The 24,940-nt window shown below is 71.9% G+C and carries 19 protein-coding genes; 5 read left to right on the top strand and 14 right to left on the bottom strand.

Annotated elements, in window-relative coordinates; genetic code table 11:
- Positions 1-23 precede the first annotated feature (23 nt).
- From holA to ACTJJ4_RS01110, 5 genes are all read right to left on the bottom strand, one after another.
- Positions 24-1,070 (bottom strand): DNA polymerase III subunit delta, encoded by a 1,047-nt coding sequence (gene holA / locus ACTJJ4_RS01130; RefSeq protein ID WP_440941669.1) that lies wholly within the window; start codon positions 1,068-1,070, stop codon positions 24-26.
- Between the two features lie 78 nt (positions 1,071-1,148).
- Positions 1,149-3,428 (bottom strand): ComEC/Rec2 family competence protein, encoded by a 2,280-nt coding sequence (locus ACTJJ4_RS01125; protein WP_440941668.1) that lies wholly within the window; start codon positions 3,426-3,428, stop codon positions 1,149-1,151.
- 31 nt (positions 3,429-3,459) lie between these two features.
- Complete coding sequence (locus ACTJJ4_RS01120) at positions 3,460-4,107, bottom strand: helix-hairpin-helix domain-containing protein (protein WP_440941667.1); 648 nt, start codon at positions 4,105-4,107, stop codon at positions 3,460-3,462.
- Between the two features lie 126 nt (positions 4,108-4,233).
- Entirely contained in the window at positions 4,234-6,726 is a 2,493-nt protein-coding gene (gene leuS, locus ACTJJ4_RS01115) for a leucine--tRNA ligase (protein ID WP_440941666.1), read from the bottom strand.
- A 97-nt stretch (positions 6,727-6,823) separates the two neighbouring features.
- The gene (locus tag ACTJJ4_RS01110; protein WP_440941665.1) at positions 6,824-8,176 is read right to left on the bottom strand and encodes an anthranilate synthase component I family protein; all 1,353 of its coding nucleotides are present in this window, start codon (positions 8,174-8,176) and stop codon (positions 6,824-6,826) included.
- A gap of 43 nt (positions 8,177-8,219) precedes the next feature.
- On the opposite strand from ACTJJ4_RS01110, the gene ACTJJ4_RS01105 reads away from it, so the two are divergent.
- Positions 8,220-8,876 (top strand): DedA family protein, encoded by a 657-nt coding sequence (locus tag ACTJJ4_RS01105; protein WP_440941664.1) that lies wholly within the window; start codon positions 8,220-8,222, stop codon positions 8,874-8,876.
- A 13-nt stretch (positions 8,877-8,889) separates the two neighbouring features.
- On the top strand, positions 8,890-9,915 hold the full coding sequence (locus ACTJJ4_RS01100; RefSeq protein ID WP_440941663.1) for an App1 family protein: 1,026 nt from the start codon (positions 8,890-8,892) through the stop codon (positions 9,913-9,915).
- Between the two features lie 48 nt (positions 9,916-9,963).
- Here ACTJJ4_RS01100 and ACTJJ4_RS01095 read toward each other — a convergent pair whose 3' ends face one another.
- On the bottom strand, positions 9,964-11,115 hold the full coding sequence (locus tag ACTJJ4_RS01095; protein WP_440941662.1) for a glycosyltransferase: 1,152 nt from the start codon (positions 11,113-11,115) through the stop codon (positions 9,964-9,966).
- Between the two features lie 87 nt (positions 11,116-11,202).
- On the opposite strand from ACTJJ4_RS01095, the gene ACTJJ4_RS01090 reads away from it, so the two are divergent.
- Entirely contained in the window at positions 11,203-12,081 is an 879-nt protein-coding gene (locus ACTJJ4_RS01090) for a 3-methyladenine DNA glycosylase (protein ID WP_440941661.1), read from the top strand.
- Here ACTJJ4_RS01090 and ACTJJ4_RS01085 read toward each other — a convergent pair.
- Both ACTJJ4_RS01085 and ACTJJ4_RS01080 read right to left on the bottom strand, forming a co-directional pair.
- Complete coding sequence (locus tag ACTJJ4_RS01085; RefSeq protein WP_440941660.1) at positions 12,075-13,241, bottom strand: glycoside hydrolase family 3 N-terminal domain-containing protein; 1,167 nt, start codon at positions 13,239-13,241, stop codon at positions 12,075-12,077. The genes ACTJJ4_RS01090 and ACTJJ4_RS01085 overlap by 7 nt on opposite strands.
- A 9-nt stretch (positions 13,242-13,250) precedes the next feature.
- Positions 13,251-14,321 (bottom strand): NAD(P)-binding domain-containing protein, encoded by a 1,071-nt coding sequence (locus ACTJJ4_RS01080; protein ID WP_440941659.1) that lies wholly within the window; start codon positions 14,319-14,321, stop codon positions 13,251-13,253.
- Between the two features lie 123 nt (positions 14,322-14,444).
- On the opposite strand from ACTJJ4_RS01080, the gene ACTJJ4_RS01075 reads away from it, so the two are divergent.
- On the top strand, positions 14,445-15,593 hold the full coding sequence (locus tag ACTJJ4_RS01075; protein ID WP_440941658.1) for a calcium:proton antiporter: 1,149 nt from the start codon (positions 14,445-14,447) through the stop codon (positions 15,591-15,593).
- A 34-nt stretch (positions 15,594-15,627) separates the two neighbouring features.
- Complete coding sequence (locus tag ACTJJ4_RS01070) at positions 15,628-16,065, top strand: VOC family protein (RefSeq protein ID WP_440941657.1); 438 nt, start codon at positions 15,628-15,630, stop codon at positions 16,063-16,065.
- A 44-nt stretch (positions 16,066-16,109) separates the two neighbouring features.
- On the opposite strand, the gene ACTJJ4_RS01065 is transcribed toward ACTJJ4_RS01070, so the two are convergent.
- The 6 genes from ACTJJ4_RS01065 to ACTJJ4_RS01040 all read right to left on the bottom strand — a co-directional run bounded on the left by ACTJJ4_RS01065 (position 16,110) and on the right by ACTJJ4_RS01040 (position 24,838).
- Entirely contained in the window at positions 16,110-16,709 is a 600-nt protein-coding gene (locus ACTJJ4_RS01065; RefSeq protein WP_440941656.1) for a hypothetical protein, read from the bottom strand.
- A gap of 4 nt (positions 16,710-16,713) precedes the next feature.
- Positions 16,714-17,982: an ammonium transporter gene (locus ACTJJ4_RS01060; protein WP_440941655.1), complete on the bottom strand. Its 1,269-nt coding sequence runs from the start codon at positions 17,980-17,982 to the stop codon at positions 16,714-16,716.
- Positions 17,983-18,175: 193 nt separating this feature from the next.
- Complete coding sequence (locus ACTJJ4_RS01055) at positions 18,176-18,856, bottom strand: ABC transporter ATP-binding protein (RefSeq protein ID WP_440941654.1); 681 nt, start codon at positions 18,854-18,856, stop codon at positions 18,176-18,178.
- Positions 18,853-19,782, bottom strand: coding sequence for an ABC transporter ATP-binding protein (locus tag ACTJJ4_RS01050; RefSeq protein ID WP_440941653.1), 930 nt, complete (start codon positions 19,780-19,782; stop codon positions 18,853-18,855). The genes ACTJJ4_RS01055 and ACTJJ4_RS01050 overlap by 4 nt, the downstream gene beginning before the upstream one ends.
- A 26-nt stretch (positions 19,783-19,808) precedes the next feature.
- On the bottom strand, positions 19,809-22,484 hold the full coding sequence (locus ACTJJ4_RS01045; protein ID WP_440941652.1) for an FtsX-like permease family protein: 2,676 nt from the start codon (positions 22,482-22,484) through the stop codon (positions 19,809-19,811).
- The gene (locus ACTJJ4_RS01040; RefSeq protein ID WP_440941651.1) at positions 22,481-24,838 is read right to left on the bottom strand and encodes a hypothetical protein; all 2,358 of its coding nucleotides are present in this window, start codon (positions 24,836-24,838) and stop codon (positions 22,481-22,483) included. Before ACTJJ4_RS01040 ends, ACTJJ4_RS01045 begins: the two co-directional genes overlap by 4 nt.
- Positions 24,839-24,940: the final 102 nt, after the last annotated feature.

Genomic DNA, 24,940 nt, shown 5'->3' with positions numbered 1-24,940 from the left:
TCTGCGCGCAGCGAGGACGCGGTTCAGTGCCCGAACGGCTCGCGGGTAGCGATCACCGCGATCATGCGCTCCAGCGCGAAGATCGGGTCGCGCGCGGCGCCCTTGACCTCGGCATCCGCCCGGGCAGTCGCCTGGATGGCCATGCCGAGCGACCGCTCGTTCCAGCCCTGCAGGTCGCGGCGTGCGCGGTCGACCTGCCAGTCCTTCATGCCGAGACGAGATGCCAGCTGCCGGCTGGGCTCACGGTTGCCTGCGACGCGCGCCATGGTGCGCAGCTTCATCGCGAAGGCCGCGACCATGGGCACGGGATCGGCGCCGGATGCCAGCGCGTGGCGCATGGCGATCAGCGCCTCGCCGTAGCGGCCTGCGATGGCGGTGTCGGCGACGACGAAGGCCGACACCTCGACACGACCGCCGTAGTACTTGGTGATGACGTCGTCGGTGATGTCTCCCTCGACGTCGCCGATCAGCTGCTGGCAGGCTGCCGCGAGCTCGGTGAGGTCATCGGCGAACGCCGAGACCAGCGCGCGCAGAGCGGTGGGCGCGATGCGCTTCCTCGCCGCCTTGAACTCGCCCGCCGCGAAGTCGACCCTGTCGCCGTCGCGCTTGATCGCCGCGCACGGGATCTCGATCCCGCCGCCGATGCCGGCGCGGACGGCGTCGAGCAGCTTCTTGCCGCGCACGCTGGCTCCGGTGTGGCGCAGGATGACGGTCGCGCCCTCCTGCGGGTTCTCGGCGTACCGCACGGCCTCCTGCAGGAACGCGTCGGTGCACTTCTCGACGCCGGCCACCCGCACCAGGCGCGGCTCGCCGAACAGCGAGGGAGAGGTGAGCGAGAGCAGTGTGCCCGCGGCGTAGTCGTCGGCACGGATGTCGCTGACCTCGAGCGCCGGGTCCTCGGCGCGCAGGTAGTCGCGCACACCGGCGATGGCGCGCTCCGCGAGCACCTCCTCCGGCCCCGACACCAGCACGATCGGGGCGGGACGCGGCTCACGCCACGGCACCTGAGGGATCTTCGTGCCCTTGGCTGCGGAGCCGCTGCCGCGGGAGGACGATCGAGGTGCTGCCATCGCTCCAGCCTACCGGCGGGCACCGACGTGACGCCGCGCGATCCGGCGGCCGAGGTGCCGCTGGGGCCGCTGCCGCGCTCAGCCGTCCGGCGGAGCGCGGGTCGACCAGACCAGCAGCTCGCCGTCTCGCTGCCCGAGCAGGACGAGTCCGCGCTGATCGGTGCGCAGCGCCTGCGACCCCGCGGCGTCCAGCAGCGCCAGTGTCTCCGCCCGCGGATGCCCGTAGTCGTTTCCCTCCCCCACGCTGATCAGCGCCGCAGGGGCGCGCAGAGCCGCGTACAGGGCCGGCTCCTGGTCGCGGCTGCCGTGATGGGCCACCTTCACGACGTCGAAGGCGCCGCGGATGCGGCCGGAGGAGAGCAGCAGCCGTTGCGAGCCCGCGCCCAGATCGCCGAGCAGCAGCGTGCGCGGCACTCCCCCGCCCGAGATCTCGAGCACGACGCTGGCGTCATTGCCCGACGGGAACACGACGGGATCGGCGTCGGGCCACAGCACCCGCCACTGCGCGTCGCCGAGTGTCCCCGACATCCCCGCGCTCGCGTCACGCAGCGCCGCACCGGCCGAGGCCAGACGCGCCAGCATCCGCCGTTCGTCGGCTTCGGCGACGGGCCCGTGCAGCACGGTGCCGACCATGCCCACCACGGCAGGCGTTCCGCCGACGTGATCGAGGTCGAAATGCGTGAGCACGAGCAGATCGATCCGGGTCGTCCCGGTCTGCGCCAGGCATTCGTGCAGCGCGCCCGGATCGGGGCCGGTGTCGATCAGCGCGGTGCGCCCCGCCGAGCGGATGAGAACCGCGTCGCCCTGTCCGATGTCGCAGCCCGCGATCGACCACTCCGACGGGGTGGTCAGCGGCGCGAGGGGGCCGATGAGCAGCATCCGCCCGCCGGCGATCGCCAGCGCGACGACGATCACCGCGGCCGATGCGGTGCGCAGGCGACGCGATGCCGGGCGCACCAGCACGATCACGATCGCGGCGCTGAGCAGCCCTACGACGAGAGCGGCGAACGGACCGGCGACGACAGCCACCGTCGCTCCCGGCAGGGCGGCGCTGATCCTCGCCGTCACGTCGATCCAGGCCGCGGGCAGCCACGCCGCTGCGGCGAGTAGATCCGCCACGGGCGGGACCGCGGCCGTCAGACAGGCCAGCAGCCCGATCACGGTCGCGAGCGGCGCGGCGGGCTCGGCGATGAGGTTCGCGGGGACGCTGACCAGCGACTGCTGCTCGGAGAACAGGGCGATGATCGGCCCGCAGACCACCTGCGCCGCGAGCGGCACCGACAGCGCCAGCGCGAGCGGCGCGGGCATCCATCGGCCGAGGCCGCGCAGCAGCGGGCGCGACAGCACCAGCAGCGCGCCCGTAGCCGCGGCGGAGAGAGCGAATCCCGGTGACGCCGCGAACCAGGGATCGGCGATCAGCAGCCCGCACACGGCCAGGGACAGCATCGCGAGACCGGCGCTGGGCCGCCCGAGCAGGATGCTGAGCATCGCGAGCGCGGCCATCACCGCGGCGCGCACCACGCTCGGCTCCGGCGTCACCAGCACCACGAACGCCCCCAGAGCCAGCAGCGAGAGCACGACGCGCAGAGTGCGCCCGCCGCCGGCGAGGGAGACGAGCCAGAAGACCGCGGCCACGATGATCATGCAGTTCGCGCCGGAAACAGCCGTCAGGTGACTCAGACCGGATGCCAGCATCGCGTCGTTCAGCTCCTCGGAGACCGCGCGGGTGTCGCCGACCGCGAGCCCCGGAAGCAGACCGGCGCCGGGCTCGGGCAGGCGGGTCGCGCGCGCGATGAAGTCGGCCCGGGTGGTGGCGGCGATCGCGAAGATCCCGGATGCGCGCCGCACGACCTCGGCATCCGCGCCGAAGACCACGAGGCCGGCCTGCTCGGACGGCTCCGCGGCCTTCGCCTGCCCGGTCACGCGGAGCCGAGCACCCATCTCGACGCCGTCCGTGCGGGCGACGCCGACGCGCACCGGCACGCTGATCTGCCGGAGCTGCCCGGGAGGGCCGAGCGCCACGGCGCGCGCGTCGAACCACAGCCGGCCGTCCGCGCCGACGGAGGCCGACGACGACACGTCCACGACCGCTTCCACGGCCCTGCCGTCCGACTCGGCGAGCGTCGCTCGTGCAGGCTGCGCGGCGGCGACGACGAGCCCCACTGCGCTGGAGCAGAGCAGCATCAGCACGACGAGCCCGTTCACGCGGCGACGTGCGAGTCGCCCGGCCAGTGCGGCCGCGGCGGCCCCGGTGCCCGCCGCCCCGGCGAGAGGCACTGCGAGCGCCGGCACGTGGATGCACAGCAGCGCGACCGCCCAGAGGACCACGGCCAGCAGGCTGGTGCGCAGATCTCTCACGTCAGCGGGCCCATCATGCCGGGGCGCGCCTTCACACGCGCACCTTCTCGCGCAGCCCCGCGAGCAGCTTGTCGCCGATGCCCGGCACCGCCAGCAGGTCCTCCACGGCGCGGAACCGGCCGTTCTGCTCCCGCCAGTCCAGGATCCGCTGCGCGAGCGCCGGTCCGATCCGCGGCAGCGTCTCCAGATCGGCCTGAGTCGCCGCGTTCAGATCGACACGTCCGTCCGCACCGACCGCGGAAGCCCCTGCTCCCCCGTCGGCGGCCGGCCCCGTCCCCTGGGCGGGGACGACGATCTGCTCTCCGTCGCTGACCGGCCGCGCCAGGTTCACCGCCTGCAGGTCGGCGGTGTCGAGCGTGCCGCCCGCCGCCGCGAGGGCGTCGACGAGCCGGGCATCCGGATCCAGGATGTACAGCCCCGGCTTCGCCACCTCGCCGAGCACGTGCACGTACAGACCGCCGCCCTCGACGGCGACCCCGTCCGCGCTCGTCGCCGAGCCGTCGTCGAGCGCGATGGCGTCCATGGGCGCGGCCTGTCCGCGCAGGATGCCCCAGCCGACCGCCGCGGACAGCACCACCAGACCGAGGGTGATCGCCGCCCCGATGCCCAGCCGCAGTCGTCGACGCGGCGCGGCGTCCTCGGACGGGGCGTCCTCAGCGGCTGGTTCGGGTGCGGGCACTCCGTCACGCTACGCATCCGCGCGGACGCCGGATGCCGGGAATCGCGACGGATGTGGAGAACTCCTGCACATCACGAGGATGTGCAGGAGTTCTCACGTCGTCGGGGTCGGCGACCCACGCGAGTCTCAGCCCTTGACGGCGAAGTTCACGATCTTCGGAGCGCGCACGATGACGCGCACGATCTCCTTGCCCTCCAGGGCCCGCTGCACCTTCTCGTCGGCACGTGCCGCTGCCTCCAGGTCGGCCTCGGAGATGTCGGCTGGCACGTCGAGCGTGGTGCGCACCTTGCCGTTGACCTGCACGGCCGTGGTGACGGTGTCCTCCACCAGCAGAGCGGGCTCGGCGTCCGGCCACTGCACGGCGCTCACCGACGGCTCGTGACCGAGACGCGCCCACAGCTCCTCAGCCGTGTGCGGGGCGATCGGCTCGACCATCATGGCGACGGTCTCGGCGGCCTCGCGCACCGCTGGGTCGGCGGCCCCCGCACCGGTGTCGATCGTCTTGCGGATGCCGTTCACCAGCTCCATCAGTCGTGCCACCAGCACGTTGAACTTGGTCTGCTCGACCAGGCCGGGAGCATCCGCACGCAGCCGGTGCGTGATGCGGCGCAGCGTGACGTCGCCGGCAGTGGCGTCCGCTCCGACCGGGCTGGCGGTCTCGTCCCCGACCCGCAGGACACGGGCGAGGAACTTGTGCGCACCCGACAGCGAGACGCCGTTCCACTCCTTGTCGTCCTCCACCGGGCCGGCGAAGGCCAGCGCCAGGCGCAGGGCGTCGGCGCCGTACTGCGCCAGCAGATCGGAGAGCTCGACCAGGTTGCCCTTGCTCTTGGACATCTTCGAGCCGTCCATCAGCACCATGCCCTGGTTGACCAGGTTGGAGAACGGCTCCTGGAAGTCGATCAGCCCGAGGTCGTAGAACACCTTGGTGATGAAGCGCGAGTACAGCAGGTGCAGGATCGCGTGCTCGATGCCGCCGAAGTAGCCGTCGACCGGCGCCCACCGCTTGGCCTCGGCCGGGTCGAACGCGAACTGGTCGCTGTTCGGAGACAGGAACCGCAGGAAGTACCAGGAGCTGTCCACGAAGGTGTCCATGGTGTCCGGATCGCGCAGTGCGGGCTCGCCCGACGCCGGGTCGATCGTGCGCACCCAGGACTCCGCCGCTCCCAGCGGCGAGGTGCCCTTGGGCCGCAGGTCCAGCCCCTCCACGCTCGGCAGCGTCACCGGCAGCCGGTCCTCGGGCACCGGGACGACCTCGCCGTCCTGCAGGTGCAGCATCGGGATCGGCGTGCCCCAGAAGCGCTGACGCGAGATCAGCCAGTCGCGCAGGCGGAAGTTCTTGGCCGCACGGCCCGTGCCGGCCGTCTGCAGCCGCTCGATGGTCGTGGCGATCGCCTCGGCCTTGTCGAGCCCGTCGATCTCGCCCGAGTTCACCAGCCGGCCGTTGCCGACCAGCGCGGTGCCGGTCGCGGACGGGTCGAGCTCGGCCAGATCGCCGCCCTCGTTCGCACCGCCCTCGACCGTCGTGTCGACGACGATCTTCACCGGCAGGTCGAACGCGCGGGCGAAGTCCAGGTCGCGCTGGTCGTGCGCGGGCACGGCCATCACGGCGCCGTGACCGTAGTCGGCCAGCACGTAGTCGGCGGCCCAGATCGGCAGCTTCTCGCCGTTCACCGGGTTGATCGCGTAGCGCTCCAGGAACACACCGGTCTTCGGCCGGTCGGTGGACTGGCGCTCGATCTCGGTCTGCTTCTGCACCTGGTCCAGGTAGTCCTGGAAGCGCATGCGCACCTCTGCGGATGAGCCGGCCGCCAGCTCGGCGGCCAGATCGGCGTCAGGGGCGACCACGAAGAACGTGGCGCCGTGCAGCGTGTCGGGACGGGTGGAGAACACCGTCACCGGCTCCTCACGGCCCTCGATGCGGAAGTCGACGTCGGCACCGGTGGAGCGGCCGATCCAGTTGCGCTGCATCTGCAGCACCTTGTGCGGCCAGTGGCCCTCGAGGGAGTCCAGGTCGTCCAGCAGGCGGTCGGCGTAGTCGGTGATCCGGAAGTACCACTGCGTGAGCTTCTTCTTCACGACCTCGGCGCCGCAGCGCTCGCAGCGTCCGTCGACGACCTGCTCGTTGGCCAGCACGGTCTGGTCGTTCGGGCACCAGTTCACGGCGCTCTTCTTGCGGTACGCCAGGCCGCGCTCGTACAGCTTCAGGAACAGCCACTGGTTCCATCGGTAGTACTCGGGGTCGGAGGTGTGCAGCACGCGCGACCAGTCGTACGACATGCCGTAGCCGCGGAAGCCGGCCTTGTGCTGATCGATGTTCTTGTAGGTCCATTCGCGCGGATCGGCGCCGCGCTTGATGGCGGCGTTCTCGGCGGGCAGGCCGAACGAGTCCCAGCCGATCGGGTTGAGCACGTTGTGCCCGCGGTGCCGCCAGTACCGCGCGACGATGTCGGGGTACAGGTAGTTGATCGCGTGCCCCATGTGCAGGTCGCCGGAGGGGTACGGGAACATCCCCAGGATGTACTTGCGCGGCCGGTCGTCCTCCTCGCCGCCGGCGAGGAACGTCTCGTTCTCAGCCCAGTACTGCTGCCACTTGGCCTGGATGTCGTGCGCGGACATCGCCTCAGCGGATTCGGGGTGGGTTTCGGACGCGTGCTCGGACAAGGAACGACCAATCTGACGATGCGAGGAGCCCCGGAGAACGGGATGTTCCAGGTTATCGCGACTGGAGGATGCCCGCCCACTCGGCGGGCACGGCCGCGCCGAGCGCCGCCAGCGGTGCGCGCGCCTTGACCGCGACCTCCGCCGCCTCGGCATCCGCCTTCGACAGCCAGGTGATGCCGCCCCCGGCGCCGACGTACGTGACGTCCGGCTCGACGACGATCGAGCGGATCACCATCGCCAGGTCGACCCCGCCGTCGACGCCGACATGGCCGAAGCATCCGGAGTACACCCCGCGCGGAGCGCGCTCGAGCCCGTGCAGGATCGTCATGGCCGACAGCTTCGGCGCTCCTGTCATGCTGCCCGCGGGGAAGGCGGCATCCGCCAGGTCCCCCAGGGTGACGCCCTCACGCAGCCGCACGCTCACGGTGCTGACCAGCTGATGCACGGCGGGGTACGACTCGACCTCCCACAGCCGCTCGACGCGCACCGTGCCGGGCTCGCCCACGTGCGACAGGTCGTTGCGCATGAGGTCGACGATCATCACGTTCTCGGCCCGCTCCTTGGCATCCGTCCGCAGCTCCTCGGCCAGACGCGCATCCTCGACGGGGTCGGCGGCGCGGGGACGGGTGCCCTTGATGGGGCTGGTGGACGCGATCCCGCCGCCGACGGAGAGGAACTGCTCGGGGCTGGCGCTGAGCAGGTGCCGCCCGCCGATGCGGATGTACCCGCCGTGGTGCGCGGGCGTCGCGGCGCGCAGGCGCCGGTACGCCGCCAGCGGTTCGACCGTCCCCGGCACCGTGAAACGCGTGGTGAGGCACAGCTGGTAGGCGTCTCCGCGCTCGATCGCGTCGCGGCAGCGCTCCACCATGTCCATGTACTCGTCGACGCCGTGCCGGGCGGTGGCCTCGCGCGGTCCGGCCGGCGCGACCGGCTGCACGGCGGGACGCGCCGCCAGGATCCGCTGCACCTCGTCGCGCCAGGCGGATGCCGTTTCCGCCGGCGCGAGGGCGAATGCACGGCCTGTGCGATGGTCGACGGCGACAGCGCGTGCGACGGCGACCCAAGCTCCGCCATGCCGGCCCGCATCGTCCCGGGCGACGGGCGCTCCGAGCGTCTCGGCGCCCTGCTCGTAGCTCAGCCAGCCGACCCACCCGCCGCGGAACGGCGGCTCGGCGCGTTCGGGGAGGATCCCGGATGCCGCGGCCGCGCCGGCCGCGAGCGGCACTGCCCGCACGGCTCGCTGATCGCTCTCGACGTCACCCGTCCCGATGATGCTCCAGCCGTCCGCGGCATCCGCTCCGGCATCCAGCCAGAACGCCGCCTCGGCCTGGGCGAACAGCTGCAGGAACAGCGCTTCGGCGGAGACGGCGCCGTCCAGGGGCAGGGCTTCGAGCGGGGCGGGCACGTTCACAGCGTAGATCCCTGCGACAGCATCTACGCTCGGTGAGGTGAACGACTTCGTGCAGTGGGCGATCGAGACGGTCCAGTCCGTCGACCCCGTCCTGCGCACGGTGCTCGCGGGCGTCGCGATCATGCTGGAGACCAGCATCCTGATCGGGCTCGTCGTCCCCGGCGACACCGTCGTGCTGGTGGCGGCGATCGGGGTCACCTCGTGGGCCGAGGGCATCGCGCTCGGACTCGCGGTCGTGGTCGGCGCGCTGATCGGCGAGTCGCTGGGTTTCTGGCTGGGCAGATGGGCGGGGCCGCACATCCGCTCCTCCTGGCTGGGCAGACGCATCGGCGAGCAGCACTGGGAACGGTCCGAGCGCTATCTGCGCCGCCGCGGCGGGATCGCGATCTTCCTGTCGCGCTTCCTGCCCGTGCTGCACTCGCTCGTTCCCCTCACGGTCGGGATGAGCGGCTACGCCTACCGGCGGTTCATCGCCTGGACATTGCCCGCGTGCGTCGTCTGGACGACCATCTACGTGGGTCTGGCGGCGGGCGCCGCCGGCAGCTATCACGAGCTCTCGCAGCGCATCCACTACGCGGGCTATGTCTTCGTCGGCGCCATCGCGGTGCTGCTGATCGCCGTGCTGGTCGTCAAGAAGCTCATCGCCCGGCGCGAGGAGCGCCACATGCAGGATGAGCCGAACCGGGAAGCGTGAAAGACTGGACCCGATGTCCTCTGCCTCAGCGGCCAAGATCCACTGGTTCGCTCGCCTCGAGCACCGCTTCCATGTCTGGCGCGAACGCCGCGCCCGCAGGCGTGGCCGTTCGGCGACGATCGTTCCGTTCCCCGGCTACGGCGGAACCGGCTGGGTGCGTGTCACGGGCCGGGTGCTCATCGTGCCGCCACCGCCCAAGCGCGCCCGCGGTGAGGGCGCCGGAGTGCGCGGCTGGCGCGCGTTCGTCGGCATCCCGGTGAGCTTCGCCTCGGTGCAGGTGCACCTGGGCGGCCGCACCCACGACGTGGTCGCCGATCGCGGTGGCGTTGTGGACACGGTCATCGAGGCGCACCTCGAACCGGGCTGGCAGACGTTCACGATGTCGGTGGAGGGGAGCGAGCCCGTCGAGGCCGCCGTGTTCGTGGTCGGCGACGACGCGCGCTTCGGCGTGGTCTGCGATGTGGACGACACCGTGATGGTGACGGCGCTCCCCCGGCCGTTCATCGCAGCCTGGAACTCCTTCGTGCTGGACGAGCATGCCCGGACCCCGGTCCCGGGCATGGCGGTGCTGCTCGAGCAGCTGCGCCGCGATCACCCCGGCGCACCGGTGATCTACCTGTCGACCGGAGCCTGGAACATCGCGCCGACGCTGCGTCGGTTCCTGAGCCGCAACCTCTTCCCCGCGGGCGCCATGCTGCTCACCGACTGGGGCCCAACGCACGATCGCTGGTTCCGCAGCGGCCGCGAGCACAAGGCCGGGAACCTGCGTCGCCTGGCGGCGGAGTTCCCCGACGTGCGCTGGCTGCTGATCGGCGATGACGGTCAGCACGACGAGATCATCTACTCCGAGTTCCTCGAGGAGCATCCCGAGTCCGTCGCAGGCGTCGCGATCCGACGCCTGCTGCCCGCCGAGGCGGTGCTGGCCGGAGGTCGTGCGACGGTGGAGCACAGCGCGGACTCGGTGCCGTGGGTGAGCGCCGAAGACGGCGCGGGCCTGCGCGATCTTCTCGGCGAGGCCGGCATCATCGACCCGAGCTGATCCCGAGCTGATCCCGGAACGGCCTGCGTCGGCACGCGGGCGCGACGCTCAGCCCGTCGTCACCGCAGGCGGGACGGTGAGCGTGCCGTAGCGCTGCATCCGGTGCCAGCGCAGCCGGGTGCCCGCCAGTGCGGTGAACAGCGACTGGATCACCACCAGATACATCATCTGCCGGTAGACGACCTGCTGCAGCGGAAGCGTCCACAACGGCTTCAGCGACTCGCCGTCCATGCGGAACGCGTAGACGGCCATGCCCAGCTGCAGGGCGAGGAAGGCCAGCCAGAGCACGGCGATCCGCATCGGATCCAGGAACAGCAGACCGTAGACGGCGAAGATGTCGACGACGGGCGCGAACAGCGGCAGGATCACCTGCAGCACGAGCAGGTACCCGAGTCCCCGTCGTCCGAGCTTTCCGGCCGGCCCCTTCTGCAGCACGGCGCCGCGGTGCTTCCACATCGCCTGCATGGTCCCGTAGCACCAGCGGTAGCGCTGCCGCCACAGCGCGCCGAGCGAGGCCGGGGCCTCGGTCCAGGCGCGCGCGTCCTCCTGGTACACCACGCGCCACCCGTCGCGGCAGATCGCCATCGTGAGGTCGGTGTCCTCGGCGAGCGTGTCGTCGCTCACACCGCCGACGCGGCGCAGCGTCTCGATGCGGAACGCGCCGATCGCTCCCGGGACCGTGGGCATGCACTCGGCGACGTCGAAGAGCCGGCGATCGAGGTTGAAGCCGACCACGTACTCGATGTGCTGCCAGGCGCCCAGCACGCCGCCGCGGTTGACGACCTTCGTGTTCCCCGAGACGGCGCCGACGGCGGGATCCGCGAACGGCTGGATGAGCCGCTCCACGGTGTCCTGCTCGAAGACCGTGTCCCCGTCGACCATCACGACGATCTCACCGCGGGCGACGGCGATGCCGGTGTTGAGCGCCGACGGCTTGCCGCCGTTGGGCTGACGGATCACGGTGACCTGCGGCAGGCCCAGCGCCTCGACGATGTCGGCTGTGCCGTCGGTCGAGCCGTCGTCGACGACGATGATCTCGACCGGACGGCGGGATGCCGCGATGGAGCGGACGGCCGCCTCGATGCCCGCCGCCTCGTTGTGGGCGGGGACGATGACGGAGAGGATGCCGTCGTGCGTCCAGGTCCGGCGCAATGCGAGCTCACGGGCCCTGCGCCGGTGCCGGGACGCGGCGAACAGCACGAGAACGACGGCATCCCGGACGCTCGCTGGACGGTTTCCGGGGGCGGGCCCGGTGCTCCGATCGTCGCAGCCGCGTATCCTCGTGGGGTGCCCACCACTCTCTCCCGCGACGAGTGGACCGAGCGCGCCCGCGCGCACGAGGCGCGAGCGGATGCGCTGACCGCGGCGCACCGCGAGCGCGCGGCGCGCGGCGAGAAGCATCCGGTGTGGGACTTCCTCTTCACGTACTACTCCTACAAGCCCGCCATGCTGCGTCGCTGGCATCCGGGCGCCGGAGTCGTCCTGCAGGACGCGCCGGAGCGGGCCGGGTGGCGCTGGTACTCCTCCGCGGACGGCGACGCCGTGGTCCCGGACGCAGATCTGTTCCGCGCCGAGAAGCCGCAGCTCGCGGACCTCGTGGAGCGGATGCTGCGCCGCACCGCCTCGCGCCCAGGCCAGTTCGGCTGCTTCGGCCTGCACGAATGGGCGATGGTCTACCGGGAGGAGGAGCACCGCCATCCGGTCCCCCTTCGGCTGGGCCAGGCGGGCACGGATGCGGTGGTCGAGACGCACGAGCTGCGCTGCACGCACTTCGACGCCTTCCGGTTCTTCACACCGGATGCCGTGCCCCGCAACCGTCTCCCGCTCACGCGCGGCTCCCAGCCCGACCTGGAGCAGCCCGGCTGTCTGCACGCGGGCATGGACCTGTACCGGTGGGTGGTGAAGCTGGGCCCGCTGATACCCGGTGAGCTCATGCTGGACGCCTTCGAGCTCGCGCGCGACATCCGGCTGCTCGACATGGAGGCCGCGCCCTACGACCTGTCCGCCTGGGGCGTGCGGCCGGTGCACATCGAGACCGCCGAGGGCAAGGCGGAGTACGTGCGCCGGCAGCGTGAGTTCGCGGACCGGGGAACGGTCATGCGGGAGCGGATCCTGCACGCCTGGATCGGTGCCCCGACAGGCTCAGCAGCGCACGCCGGTCACTGAGCCGGTCGGAGCGCCATCCGCTGGGCCATGACGTGCTCGGCGGCATCCTGGAGCCGCTCCGCGGGCAGCGTGCCGTCCTGCACCGCGGTGACGATCGCCTGGGCCATCCGCCCCGCGGTCCCTGCGTCCGATCCCGCGATCATCAGCACCATGTCATTCCCCGCGGCGAGCGCCGCGACGGCATCCGCCACCGGGTCCCGGTAGGCGGCGACCCCCGACGAGGTGAGCATCCCGATGTCGTCGGTGATCATCAGGCCCGTGAATCCCAGATCGTTCCGCGCGATCTCGTGCCAGCGCGCTGAGAGCGAGGCTGGTGCGGCGTCCACCGCCGTGTAGGCGAGGTGCCCGAACATGAGCACTTCGGCGCCCGCGCCGATGCCGGCCGCGAACGGCGCCGCCGGTCCCGCCCGCCACTCGTCGAGGCCCATCGGAGTCGAGGGGATGCTGACGTGCGAGTCACCGGCTGTCGCTCCGTGGCCCGGGAAGTGCTTCAGCGTGGAGAGCACGACCCCCTTCTCCCCCTCGACGGCTGCCACGACCCGCGCCGAAGAGGATGCCGGGTCCGCGCCGAGCGCACGCGGCGCGATGAACGACTTCGGGTTCACGGGAACGTCGGCGACGATGCCGAAGTTGAGGTTCGCCCCGGTCGCGGCGATCATCGCCGCTCGCTGCGCGAACACCTGCTGCGCCTGACCCGGATCCACGGACTGCATGCGGCGCCCGCCCGGCAGGGTGTCCCAGGGCAGGCGGGAGACGTAGCCGCCCTCCTGGTCGATGGCGATCAGAGGGGGCAGTGCGGGATCGATGCGGAGCGCGTCGGTGACAGCCTTCTCCTGCGCCGCGTCGGCGGCGATGTTCGATCCCATCAGGATGAAGCCGCCGAGCGAGGAGCCTTCCGGCCCGGAGGTCATGAAGGCGCGCAGTGCGGCGGGGTCGGTGCCCGGCACCGTGCCCATGATCACGCTCGACGCCTGCTGCGCGAGACTCATCCTGGCGACGGCGGCCCGCACCGGGTCCACTGTCGGAGTGGGTGTCGGCGACGGCGTGGGCGTGATGGTGCGTGAGGCGGATGCCTGCGGCGACGCCGTCGAAGGCGCGCAGCCGACCAGGGCGATCACGGCGAGCGCGGCGATCGCTGTTCCCCAGGCGGATCTGCGCATGCGTCCACGCTACGCGATGACGCTGACCGTCTCCCGGGCGGCGAGACTGCGCTGCACGCCCTTGGCCGCGGTGCGGCCCGCACGGTTGGCGCCGATGGTGCTCGCGGACGGCCCGTATCCGACCAGCTGGATGCGCGGATCGGCCACCGCCGTCGTGCCCCGCCCGGCTCGGTCGAGCTGGATGCCGCCGAGCGGGCTGCGCAGGTGCAGCGGCGCGAGATGCGCGATGGCGGGACGGAAGCCCGTGGCCCAGAGGATGACGTCCACGCGTTCGAAGGAGCCGTCCGCCCAGCGCACGCCGTCGGGCTCGATGCTCTGGAACATCTCGCGACGGGCGGCATAGGCCCCGAGCCGCTGGGCCTCGCGCTCCTGCGGGCGGAGCATGAGCCCGGTGACGCTGACCACGCTCTCCGGCGGCAGGCCCTGCGCGACGCGCTTCTCGACGAGGGCGACGGCGGCGGCCCCGGCCTCGGGGCTGAAGTCGTCCGTGCGCCACACCGGCGGGCGCCGGGTGACCCACAGGGTGTCGGTGATCGGCGCCAGCGCCCCGAGGAACTGCACAGCCGAGGCGCCACCGCCCACGACCAGCACCCGCTTGCCCCGGAAATGCTCGGGGCCCGGGTAGTCGACGGTGTGCAGCTGCTCGCCGAGGAACGTCTCCATACCCGGGTAGTGCGGCAGGAAGGGCTGGCTCCACGTGCCCGTCGCGTTCACCAGCGTGCGAGTGCGCCACTCCCCCTGGTCGGCGCGCACCACGAGGATGCCGTCCTCGTCGACGACCTCGCGCACTGTGACGGGCCGGAGAACGGGCAGATCGTGCGCGCGCTGGTAGGAGCCGAAGGTGCGGGGCACCGCCTGGTTCGCCCGCTCGGAGGTGTGCGCGGGCGGGGTGTCTCCGGGAAGCTCGGCCACATTGTGCACGTCCTGCATGGTCAGGGCATCCCACCGGTGCTGCCACGCGCCTCCCGGGCGGTCGTTCGCGTCCAGCACGACGTGCTCGATGCCGAGCCGCTTGAGGTGGTACGAGGCCGACAGGCCGGCCTGGCCCGCCCCGATGACGACGCTCTGGAGGATGCTCACATCGGGTCCCAACGTCCGGCGGCGTCGGGATGTTCCTTGGTAGAATGGGGACGAAGCGACCGCCGGGACGACCCGTGCGGAGTCATCACAGGCGGGGACGGCCCTGCGGATTCGGCATCCGCCATGCGAACCCTGCTCCGCACCGTCCTCACCCCGACGGCCGTCCTCCGGCTGGTCCTGGGCTGGGGATCCTTCCTCCTGCTGCTGGCGCTCACCCCTGCGCTGGACGGCCCGCTGCCGGCCTGGCTGCTGTGGCTGCTGCTCGGCGGCATCGTCGCCGTGATCACGGTGAGCGCGTTCGGCGTCGTCACCGAGGCGGAGCATCTCGCGCACCGGCTCGGCGATCCGTACGGGACCCTCGTGCTGACGATCTCCATCGCCGCGATCGAGGTGATCCTGATCGCCGCGGTGATGCTCGGCCCGGGCGAGCACACCACGATCGCCCGCGACTCCGTGATGGCCGTGTCCATGATCATCATGAACCTCGTGGTCGGCATCGCCCTGCTGGTGGGTGGGATGCGGCATCGGCATCTCCGCGCGAACCCGACCGGCGTCTCGCTGTACCTCGGGATGCTGATCGTGCTGCTCTCGGTGGCGTTCGCGCTGCCCGCCCTGATCGGCGGCGAGGGCGCCTACGCCCCGGCGCAGGCGATCCCCCTCGTCCTGCTGACGGTGGGTCTCTACGCCTTCTTCCTGCTGCGTCAGATGGGCGCACAGCGGGCGGACTTCCAGGAAGCGGCGGATGCCGGTCATGCGGCCTCCTCCTCGTCCTCCTCCGATGCAGAGCGGGCGCCGATCGGCGCGGTCCTCCTCGAGCATCGTGCCGAGCTGATCGCCCGCACGCTGCTGCTCATCACGATGGTGCTGCCGATCGTGCTGCTCTCCCACGACATGGCGACGCTGCTGGATGAGGGGCTGGACAGGCTGGGAGCACCGGTCGCGCTGTCGGGCATCCTGATCGCGATGATCGTGTTCCTGCCCGAGACGATCACGACGATCCGGGCGGCTCTCGGCGGCGAGATGCAGCGCGTCAGCAACCTGTGCCACGGCGCCCTGGTCTCCACGGCGGGGCTGACCATCCCCGCCGTGCTGACGATCGGACTCCTCACCGGTCAGCACGTGCTGCTGGCCGAGTCGCCCGTGAACCTGCTGCTGCTAGGCGTGACGCTGCTGCTGACCCTCGCCACGTTCCTGGGTCGCCGTCTCACGGCGCTGCACGGCGCGGCTCACCTGTTCGTGTTCGTGCTGTACGGGATGAGCGTGTTCAGCTGACAGCCCCTCGCACGCACCGGAGTACCGTGGCCGCATGGCGATCATGCGCATGGACAATGTGGGAATCGTGGTGGACGACCTCGACCTCGCAGTCGAGTTCTTCACCGTGCTCGGGATGGAGCTCGAGGGACGACAGCTGATAGAGGGCGAATGGGCCGGACGCGTCGTCGGGCTGAGCGGGATGCGATCGGAGATCGCCATGATGCGCATCCCCGGTGCTCCGGGAAAGCTGGAGCTCGCGACGTATCACGCGCCGGAGCTGCTCGGACGAGGCGTGCAGGCGATCCCCCACACGCTCGGGTTCCACCGGGTGATGTTCGCCGTCGACGATCTCGACGACACGATCGCGCGCCTCGGCCCGCTCGGCGGCGAGCTGCTGGGCGAGGTCGTCGACTACCGCGGACTCGTGCGCCTGTGCTACTTCCGAGGACCGGGCGGAATCGTCATCGGCCTGGCGGAGGACGCCGCCTGAAGCAGAGCCGAGCGGATCCGCCTGGACTCGGATCCGCTCGGCTCTCAACCGACGACCATCAGCACCCGGGCGTCGTCGGCGACGACCCCGAGGCCTGCGACACCGCCCTCCCCCGGAGCCTCGTCCGGGAGCACCAGCGCCTCCATCGCCGTCGCGGTGCTGCCGCCCGCGCTCACCCTCCCCGAGCGCACCACGATCGCTCGCAGGTCCTCGGGAAGCACCGGCGCTCCGTGCAGATCCGAGAAGACCAGCGCGGGCGTCGCCCGTGCCGGCACCGAGGAGAGCACGAGCACGCGGCTCAGCTCTGCGGCACGCAACTGCGGGCGTCGCAGTTCGAGGAACGCGCCCGCGTAGTGCAGCACGCGCTCCTTGCGCAGCCCCACCGCGGCTCCCGGCCCGACGCCCACCTGCGGCCCGCCGATGCCGGCGAGCGTGTGCGCGGCGTCCGGCGGGAGGTGGAGCACCCCCTCCGGACGCCGCAGCTCGACCAGCTGCAGCATCCAGTGCAACTCGCCGCCGGCCCCCCAGTGCCCGCAGATCTCACGGACGTGTCCCCCTCCGGCCACGAGCCCTCGCCGGGGCAGGTCCCGCAGGCGCGTGAGCCTGGTCGGGGCCGGCCCCGGAACGAAGGTTGCACTCGTCATCGGATCAGACCCGGGCTCCGATGAGGACGTAGCCCTCTTCGCCGTGGACCACGGTGTCGAGACCGGCGATCTCGTCCTCGTCCTTGACCCGGAAGCCCATGGTCTTCTGGACCACGAAGCCGATCACGAGTGCGAGCCCGAACGAGTACACCAGCACCGCTCCGGCGGCGAGCGCCTGAGCCGCGAGCTGCGCGAAGCTGCCGCTGTAGATGAGTCCCGTGTCGTTGGCGAAGAAGCCGAGGTACAGCGTTCCGATGATGCCGCCGATGAGGTGGATGCCCACCACGTCGAGCGAGTCGTCGAAGCCGAGCTTGAACTTGAGGTCGATCGCGAGCTGGCAGACGGCGCCGGCGAGGAGACCGAGCACGACCGCCCAGATCGGGGTGAGGGCGGCACAGGCCGGAGTGATCGCGACAAGACCCGCGACCGCACCCGAAGCGGCTCCGACCGACGTCGGCTTGCCGTTGCGGATCTTCTCCATCACGAGCCAGCTGAGCAGGGCCGCGGCGGGGGCGGCGAGGGTGTTGACGAACGCGAGGGAGGCGGTTCCGTCGGCGCCGAGCTCGGAGCCTGCGTTGAACCCGAACCAGCCGAACCACAGCAGGCCCGCGCCGAGGAGCACGAACGGCGGGTTGTGCGGCACGTCGGCGCCCTTCTGGAAGCCGATGCGGCGGCCGAGCACCAGGGCGAGCGCGAGTCCTGCCGCTCCCGCGTTGATGTGGACCGCTGTTCCTCCCGCGAAGTCGATCGCGCCGACGCCCAGCATGTCCTGCAGGCCCTTCGTGATCCAGCCGCCGTAGGAGAAACTGCCGTCCTCGGCCAGGCCGAAGTTGAAGACCCAGCTCGCGACCGGGAAGTAGACGACGGTCGCCCAGACGCCGGCGAAGACCATCCAGGCGCCGAACCGGGCGCGGTCCGCGATCGCGCCCGACACGAGGGCGACGGTGATGATCGCGAACGTCGCCTGGAATCCGACGAAGGCGAGCGGCGGGTAGGCGGCGCCCTTGGGCACCTCGAGCAGGCTGTTCAGGCCGATCGCCGACCAGTCGATCGTCCACGGGGCGATCAGCCCTGTGCCGCTCGGGAACGCGATCGCATATCCGAAGACGACCCACAGCACGCCGATCAGGCCGATCGCGCCGAAGCTCATCATCATCATGCTGATCACGCTCTTGGCCTTGACGAGGCCGCCGTAGAAGAACGCCAGACCTGGCGTCATCAGCAGCACGAGGGCTGCGCAAATCAAAACGAAGGCGGTGTTCCCCTGATCCATGGGTCCGCTCCTCTCTCAGTGAGAACGCTCCTGCAGCGTCGGGTGCAGCAAGACTCCCACCGGCGCGTTTCGCGCCGACGCGCGCTGTGTTTCCGGGGCGTTTCGGCGCAGACCCGGCGCGTGAACACCTCGTTACAGGGGCCGGATCAGCGGCATCCCCGCGCTCTCTACCGCTCGGCGCGGCCGCTGCCGTTCAGCTCGTGCGCCGGCGCAGCACTCCGTCGTGCAGTTCCAGCACGCGGTCGGCGCGGGCGAACATCGCCGCGTCATGCGTGGCCACCACGGCCGCAGTGCCCCGATCGTGCACCAGTCGGGCGATGAGCTCCATGATCTGCCCACCGGTCTCGCTGTCCAGCTGGGCGGTCGGCTCGTCGGCGAGCAGGATGCCCGGAGCCATGACCAGTGCCCGTGCGATGCCGACTCGCTGCTGCTGCCCACCCGACAGCTCGCCCGGCCGCTGCCTGGCGTGATCCTCGAGGCCGACGTCGCGCAGGGCATCCGCGACCCGGCGATCCCGCTCGGCCGGATCGGTGCGGCGGATGCGCAGCGGCACCTCGACGTTCTCGGCGGCCGAGAGCACGGGGATGAGGCCCGCCGTCTGGAAGATGGACGCGATGCGCGATCCCCGCAGGGCGGCGACGTCCGTCCTCGGGTCGGCGAGGTCGACGCCGTCCACGAGCACCCGGCCGGCTGTCGGACGGTCGAGTCCGCCCAGCATCGTGAGCAGCGTCGTCTTCCCCGCTCCGGAACGCCCGGCGATCACCACGAGCTCCCCCGGCTCGACCGCCAGCTCGGCCTCGCGCACCGCCACGACGTCTCCGCCCGCGCTCGCGAATGTCCTCGACAACCCCTCCGCCCGCAGCACGGCGCTCATGCTCCGCCCTCCCCCTCGTCGGGAGCATCATCCGATTCTCGCTGCGCCGGATGCCCGTGCCCGGGCGCCACCCGCACGTGATCGGGTTCGAGCGTGAGCCTCACCCGCTCACGCAGCTCGAGCGCGCTGACGAAGTCGGCCGGGAGCTGCATGCGCCCGGCGCGGTCGAGCACGGCGTACTCCTGCGCCATCCGCACCGACCGGCCCTCGTCATCCAGATGCGTGCGACGCAGAGTCTCCGTCGAGGTGCGTCCGTCGCGAATCCGCACCGTGCGCTCGACATGCTCGGTCACCCCCGCATCATGCGTGACGATGAGGGTCGTCACACCGCGCTCGCGGTTCACGGTCTCCATGGCGGCGAGCACCTCGCCGCTGGTCTGCTCGTCGAGCTCGCCGGTCGGCTCATCCGCCAGCAGCACGCGCGGACCGTTCGCGAGGGCGACGGCGATCGCCACCCGCTGCCTCTGTCCGCCGGACATCTCCGCGGGATGCCGGTCGGCGACGTCGGCGGCGCCCAGCAGCTCCAGCAGCTCATCGCCGACGGCGACACGCCGTGTGCGCGGCACGACGCCCGCGACCTCGTGCACCATCGCGATGTTCTCCCGTGCGGACAGGTAGGGCAGCAGATTGCGCGCCGACTGCTGCCACACGAAGCCGACGCTCTGCCGGCGGTAGCGCAGCCGCTCCGCGCCCCTCATCGTCACCAGGTCGTGGCCCGCCACCCGTGCGGACCCGGCAGTGGGCCGGTCCAGGCCCGCCAGGATGCCCAGCAGCGTGCTCTTGCCCGATCCGGACGCCCCGATGAGCGCGACCATCTCCCCGCGCGACATCCGCAGTTCCAGTCCCTGCAGCGCCTGCACCTCCACGCCCTGCGCGGTGAAGATGCGCACCAGTCCCTCGCACACGATCGAGCCGTCGTCCGACATGTGGTCCATCCTCTCTCCTGCGTGCATCACAGCACCCGCTCGTCGTCGCCGTGGATCGCGTCGGCCGCGCCGAGCCTTGAGGCCAGTCCCGTGGCGACCAGCACGGCAAGCGCCGACAGACCGGCGAAGGCGATCACGGCGAGCACCGGCCACCAGCCTCCGAGCTGGACCGGCGGCTGGTCCGCGCCGCCCACGAATCCGCGCAGATCCAGCTGCGGGATCACCAGCCAGGCCATGGCGATTCCGACGACTGCGCCGAACGGCAGCGCCACGAGCAGGGCGGGTCCCACCTCCCACAGCACCAGGCCGCCCGCCGCACGCCGCCGGTGCCCCAGGGTGCCGAGGATCGCCAGCATCCGCGCCCTTGACCCCGCGCCGAGGACGAGGGTCGCGCCGACCGCGAGAGCGAGAAGCGCGGCGACGAGGGCGCTCGCCGCCAGCAGGGCGCCCTGGACGAACCCGTAGCCGGGGTCCTGCTCGTGGACGTCGGCCACCGCGGCCGGTGTGGTGGACGTCGCGTCGCCGCCGAGTGCAGCTGCGGCGGCTGCGCCGACGGCATCCGCATCCGCTCCCGGTCGCAGCGAGAGGAACAGCTGCGCGAGGCCGGTGTCCTGCACGTCCAGCGCCTCGGTGTTCGCATCGTCGACGATCAGCCATTGCTCGGCTGTGCCGAACGGCGCCTGCGAGGGCGCCGTTCCCACGATGCGCGCCGGTACGCCGCCGATCTCGAGCCGCGTGCCCTCGGCCGCGCCCAGCAGGGCGGCCAGCTTCTCCGAGACGACCACGGGAACGGCGTCGCCGGATGTCCGCGACAGCGCCGCGGGAAGCGGCAGGGCGCCGTCGGAGTCCCGCTGCACCTTCACGAACGCCTCCCGATCCACCGTGTACACGCGCGCCTGCTGGTGTCTGGCGCCCGAGGAGACCTCCACGGTCGAGCCGCCGCCACGACCGGCCATCGCCGCCACGCCGTCGAGCTCGGCGACGCGGGCTGCCCCGGATTCCGCGATGTACGCGGCGTCGACGCGCACGTCCGCGCCCACGCCGATCGAGGCGGCGCGGGCGATGCCGCCGGAGACGGTGGCGGCGAACGCCACCGAGAACACGGCGACCCCCACACCGACCACCACCGCCATCACGGGCGCCGCGCGGACGACCGGGTCGCGTCGTGCGCGGGCGGGGCCCAGCAGTGCGGCGAGCGACACCCGACTCCGCCCGCGGGCCTCGGCGAGCCCGAGCAGCGCCGGCAGCAGCCGCAGGGAGAGCACGGTGCCCGAGGCGCCCAGCAGCACGAGCAGGGCGAGCAGCAGCGGGTCCGCTCCCCCGCCCCCGCCGCGGGTCATGACGAGCAGGGTGAGAACACCGGTCACGACCAGGATCGACATCTCCGCCGCGAGCCTGAGCCTGCGGTATTTCCCCGCACCGCCCAGGTCGTGCCGTCCACGGCGCTCGGCCTCCGCCAGGACGCTCCACGGCAGGACCACGATCGGCACGGCGGCCAGCGTCACGGGGATCACGGCCACCGCGCCCGACGCCCATCCCGGCCGGACCGCGGCCACGACCGCTCCCAGCGCCGCGCCGAGCACCCCCAGGACGGCACCCTCTCCGCCGAGCAGCGCCACGAGCCGGCCGAGGGACGCGCCACGTGCCCGAAGGACACCTGCGGCGGTGACGCGGCGCACGGCGATCAGACGGCTCACCAGCGCCAGCACGACGAGCGCGACGACGGTCGGACCGACGGCGGCGACCGTGACGACGGGCGTCATCGCGTCCGCGCGCGCGACGCCCGCATCGATCGACTGGGGCAGCGAGGACCGGAACTGCAGACCGCCGTTGTAGAACGGCGAGTCGTGCATAGGGATGCGTGCGGGATCCGCGGCGAGCCGGCGCAGCTGCGCCGCGGCCTTCGCGGCCGTCGTCGCGTCGATCGCGGTCCCCTTGAAGGGCATCCACGCGCTGGTCTTGATGTCGCTGATCCGATCGGTCAGCGCGGTGATCTCATCGACATGCATGAACCCGGCGACGACGAGGATGCGGTTGCCGCCGCCGTCCACCTCGATCAACGGGGTGAGCGATCCGTTGATGAACGTCCAGTCGCCGATGTCCCGACCGGACGGCTCCACCGTGCCGGTGAGCGTCAGCGTCAGATCCTCCCACTGGCGCTCCGTCCCGACCTTCCAGTCCAGCTGCGCGGCGATCCTGTTCGTGAGCGCGATCTCCACGCCGTCCGCAGGGTCGGTGCGCTTCGGCAGACGCCCTTCCACGAGCTGCGAGCGTGACAGGAATCCGGGGTCGGACGCGAGGCCCACCTTGTTGAACGGCACGGGCCCCACGCGGTCGGGATCATCGTCGGTTGTCGGCACGGGGTCGATCATCATCGACAGCCTCGGCGCGCCGAGCAGCCCGCGCAGCGGCTCGGGCTGCTCCTGACGGCTCCGGTCGAGCGCGCTGAGGGCGCTGCGCCAGACACCGGCATCCGCATCTGTCCCGCCGAACGCGGGCATGCCGGGCACCGTCGCGGACGGCCAGCGCGTCAGTGCCGGCACCGATGACACCGCTCGCTGCACGGTCGCGGTGCGACCCGCCTCCAGCATCCCGGGTGCCGCGATGCCGGCCCAGGACAGCGCGGCGATCACGACTACGAGGAGCAGCGATAGCAGCGGGGTCGTCGACGCGCCCCTCATCAGCATGCGGATGCGGTTCATACGCCGGCCGCCAGCATGATCGGCAGCACCGCCGCGGCGATGCCAGCGCCCACGGCTGCGCCGGCCAGCACGGCGTACGCCGCGAGGCCGGCCCCCTCGCCGGCTCTCAGCGCCCGGCGGCGATGCGGTGCCAGGCCGAGTGCCAGAAGCATGCGCTCCTCACCACGGCGCGTGCGGTTCATCGCCGAGGTGGCGGCGATGAACCCGATCACGCCGAGCAGCGCGGCCAGCAGCGCTCCCGCCGTGAGCACGCGAGTCGCCACGGAGGTCAGGGGAACCACGCTCACCTGTGCAGCGGTGAGGATGTGCACGGGCTGCGTCGCATGGGCGCGCAGCCGTTCCGCGGTCCTGACGGGATGCTCGCTGCGCAGCCAGAGCTCGTTCGCGGGAAGGTCCACGTCCGCGGCTCGCAGCTCCGCCGGGTCGGTCGCGATCGCCAGGCCGCTGCCCGCGCCGGGGATGCTGTCGACGATGCGTGCGATCCGCACGGTGACCGGTCGCGGCACGAAGCGGATCTGCACGGTGAACGCGGAGCCGACCGCGGCGTCGAGGCGATCGGCGAGCCGTCGTGTGACATCGGCGTCGATCTCAGGAGCGCCGTCCCCCTTGCGATGCCCGCCGAAGCCGACGGCGCTCGCCGGCCCGGCGACGAGCACGCCGGTGTCCGCGCCCACCGTCAGGAGCGTGTCGAGGACCTCAGCCGCGGTGGTCACTTCGCTCCAGTTCGAGGCGGTGTTCGCGCTCACGTCGACCGCCCCTTCGGAGATCAGCCGGACGTCGCCGCCCAGGAGGGTGGTCAGCGTGCGCTGCTCCGCCTTGCCCGCGACGAACGGAGCCGTCGCAGCCAGGGCGATGGATGCTGCGGCCAGGGCGAGGCACAGGATCGCCACGGCGACACCGCCCATCCGCCGGGCGATCTGGCGCAGAGGAAGGATCGGCGCGATCCCGCGGGTGCGCCGCAGCACCCGCTCGGCGCCGGCGGCCAGCGGGGCCGCTGCGACGGGGATGAGGGCGCTCGCCGCGATCAGCAGCAGCGCCGGAGCCGCGGCGGCGAGCGGCTCGGGCGTGCCATCGTCACGCACGACGGCTCCGAGCGCGAACAGCTGCCAGGAGGACAGCGCGGCGGCGCCGACGACCATCGCCGTCGGGAGCAGCAGCGCGGCGAGCGTGCGCGCCCCGGCATCGCTGCGCTCCGCCTCCGGGCGCACACCGTCGGCGCCACCGGCGCGCCGCGCCGCGAATAGCGCCGATGCGAGGGTGGCGAAGCCGATCGCACCGGCTGCGCTCCACGCCATCACGACGGTGAGCCCCGTCGTGATGGCGAGCACGGCCAGGGCGAGCACGGCGCCCGCCCCCGCGAAGATCGAGGTCTCGGCCGCGGCAGCCAGCGCGAGGCGGCGCACGGAGGCGCCCCGTGCGCGCAGCAGAGCGAGTTCCTCACCACGTGCGCCGGACAGCGATGACAGCACGATACCGAGCACGAGCGCACCGAGCAGCGCGAGGATCAGCAGGGGTGCGACGAGCAGGCCGCGCGTGGTCGCGAATGCAGCGTCCAGACGCTGCAGGGTGTCGCCCAGGTCGCCCTGGATCGCGGTGCTGTGCTCGTTTCGGGGATCGACTGCCTCGGGCAGGCTCCGCAGCGTGACCAGGGCGCTCTGCAGCCCCGGGATGTCGGCGGGTTCGACCCGCGTCGGCGCGACCTCCCAGGTGGTCGTGACCGTGTCGGCGTACCGCTCCATCGCTCCATCCGTGACGAGCACCGGCCCGATCGAGCCGTCGTTCTCGCCTGAGACGACGGCCGGGTCCCCGAGCCAGGCGGGATCGATGGGGTCGTCGGGGGTCCAGGTGCCGATCAGGGTGAGCTCGGTACCCGCCGCGTCGCCGGCGAGGGAGACGGTGTCACCGATGCCGAGATGCAGCCGGTCCGCGGCGGCGACCGGCAGGGCGATCTCATCGTGCGTCTGCGGCCACGCCCCGTCGACGAGGGTGGCCAGATCCGGGAGGCGCTGATCGTCCAGCATCGCGAGGCTGAGACTCGTGTCGCCGGCGGTGGCGAGTTCGACATCGCCGGTGGTGCGGCGTGATACGACCACCTTCTCCCCCGCGAACGCGGCGGAGATCTCCCCGCGCACGGCCTCGTCCTGTGCGGCGGCGTCGGACGCCTGGTCGGCGACCACGCGAGTCGTGCGGGCACCGGGCTCGGCATCCGTGAAGACGCTCGAGGCGCCGCCCGCCAGCATCCGCTCGGCGGCCGCATCGATGCCGCCGATACCCGCGACGAGCAGCGCGACAACGAGTGCGACCAGCGACAGACGCTCGGCGTGCTGTCGAGCCCGCCTCAATGCAAACGCCATCGTTCCTCATCACACCCACACAATGCTGATCATCTTCGCGCGGACGCGGCGGCGACGCAACGGCCCGTGCGCGGGCTGGAACGGAAGAAGCCCGCGATCTCT

Origin of the sequence: Microbacterium sp. 22195, assembly GCF_052056515.1 — a bacterium.
Lineage (GTDB): Bacteria > Actinomycetota > Actinomycetes > Actinomycetales > Microbacteriaceae > Microbacterium.
This window is presented reverse-complemented; position numbering and strand designations above follow the sequence as displayed.

Coding starts and splice junctions, on each gene's coding strand:
- ACTJJ4_RS01055 (WP_440941654.1), bottom strand. CDS start 18,856: ATGAGCGCCGTGCTGCGGGCGGAGGGGTTGTCGAGGACATTCGCGAGC.
- leuS (WP_440941666.1), bottom strand. CDS start 6,726: ATGTCCGCGCACGACATCCAGGCCAAGTGGCAGCAGTACTGGGCTGAG.
- ACTJJ4_RS01040 (WP_440941651.1), bottom strand. CDS start 24,838: ATGGCGTTTGCATTGAGGCGGGCTCGACAGCACGCCGAGCGTCTGTCG.
- ACTJJ4_RS01100 (WP_440941663.1), top strand. CDS start 8,890: ATGTCCTCTGCCTCAGCGGCCAAGATCCACTGGTTCGCTCGCCTCGAG.
- ACTJJ4_RS01050 (WP_440941653.1), bottom strand. CDS start 19,782: ATGTCGGACGACGGCTCGATCGTGTGCGAGGGACTGGTGCGCATCTTC.
- ACTJJ4_RS01065 (WP_440941656.1), bottom strand. CDS start 16,709: ATGACGAGTGCAACCTTCGTTCCGGGGCCGGCCCCGACCAGGCTCACG.
- ACTJJ4_RS01045 (WP_440941652.1), bottom strand. CDS start 22,484: ATGAACCGCATCCGCATGCTGATGAGGGGCGCGTCGACGACCCCGCTG.
- ACTJJ4_RS01060 (WP_440941655.1), bottom strand. CDS start 17,982: ATGGATCAGGGGAACACCGCCTTCGTTTTGATTTGCGCAGCCCTCGTG.
- holA (WP_440941669.1), bottom strand. CDS start 1,070: ATGGCAGCACCTCGATCGTCCTCCCGCGGCAGCGGCTCCGCAGCCAAG.
- ACTJJ4_RS01075 (WP_440941658.1), top strand. CDS start 14,445: ATGCGAACCCTGCTCCGCACCGTCCTCACCCCGACGGCCGTCCTCCGG.
- ACTJJ4_RS01085 (WP_440941660.1), bottom strand. CDS start 13,241: ATGCGCAGATCCGCCTGGGGAACAGCGATCGCCGCGCTCGCCGTGATC.
- ACTJJ4_RS01070 (WP_440941657.1), top strand. CDS start 15,628: ATGGCGATCATGCGCATGGACAATGTGGGAATCGTGGTGGACGACCTC.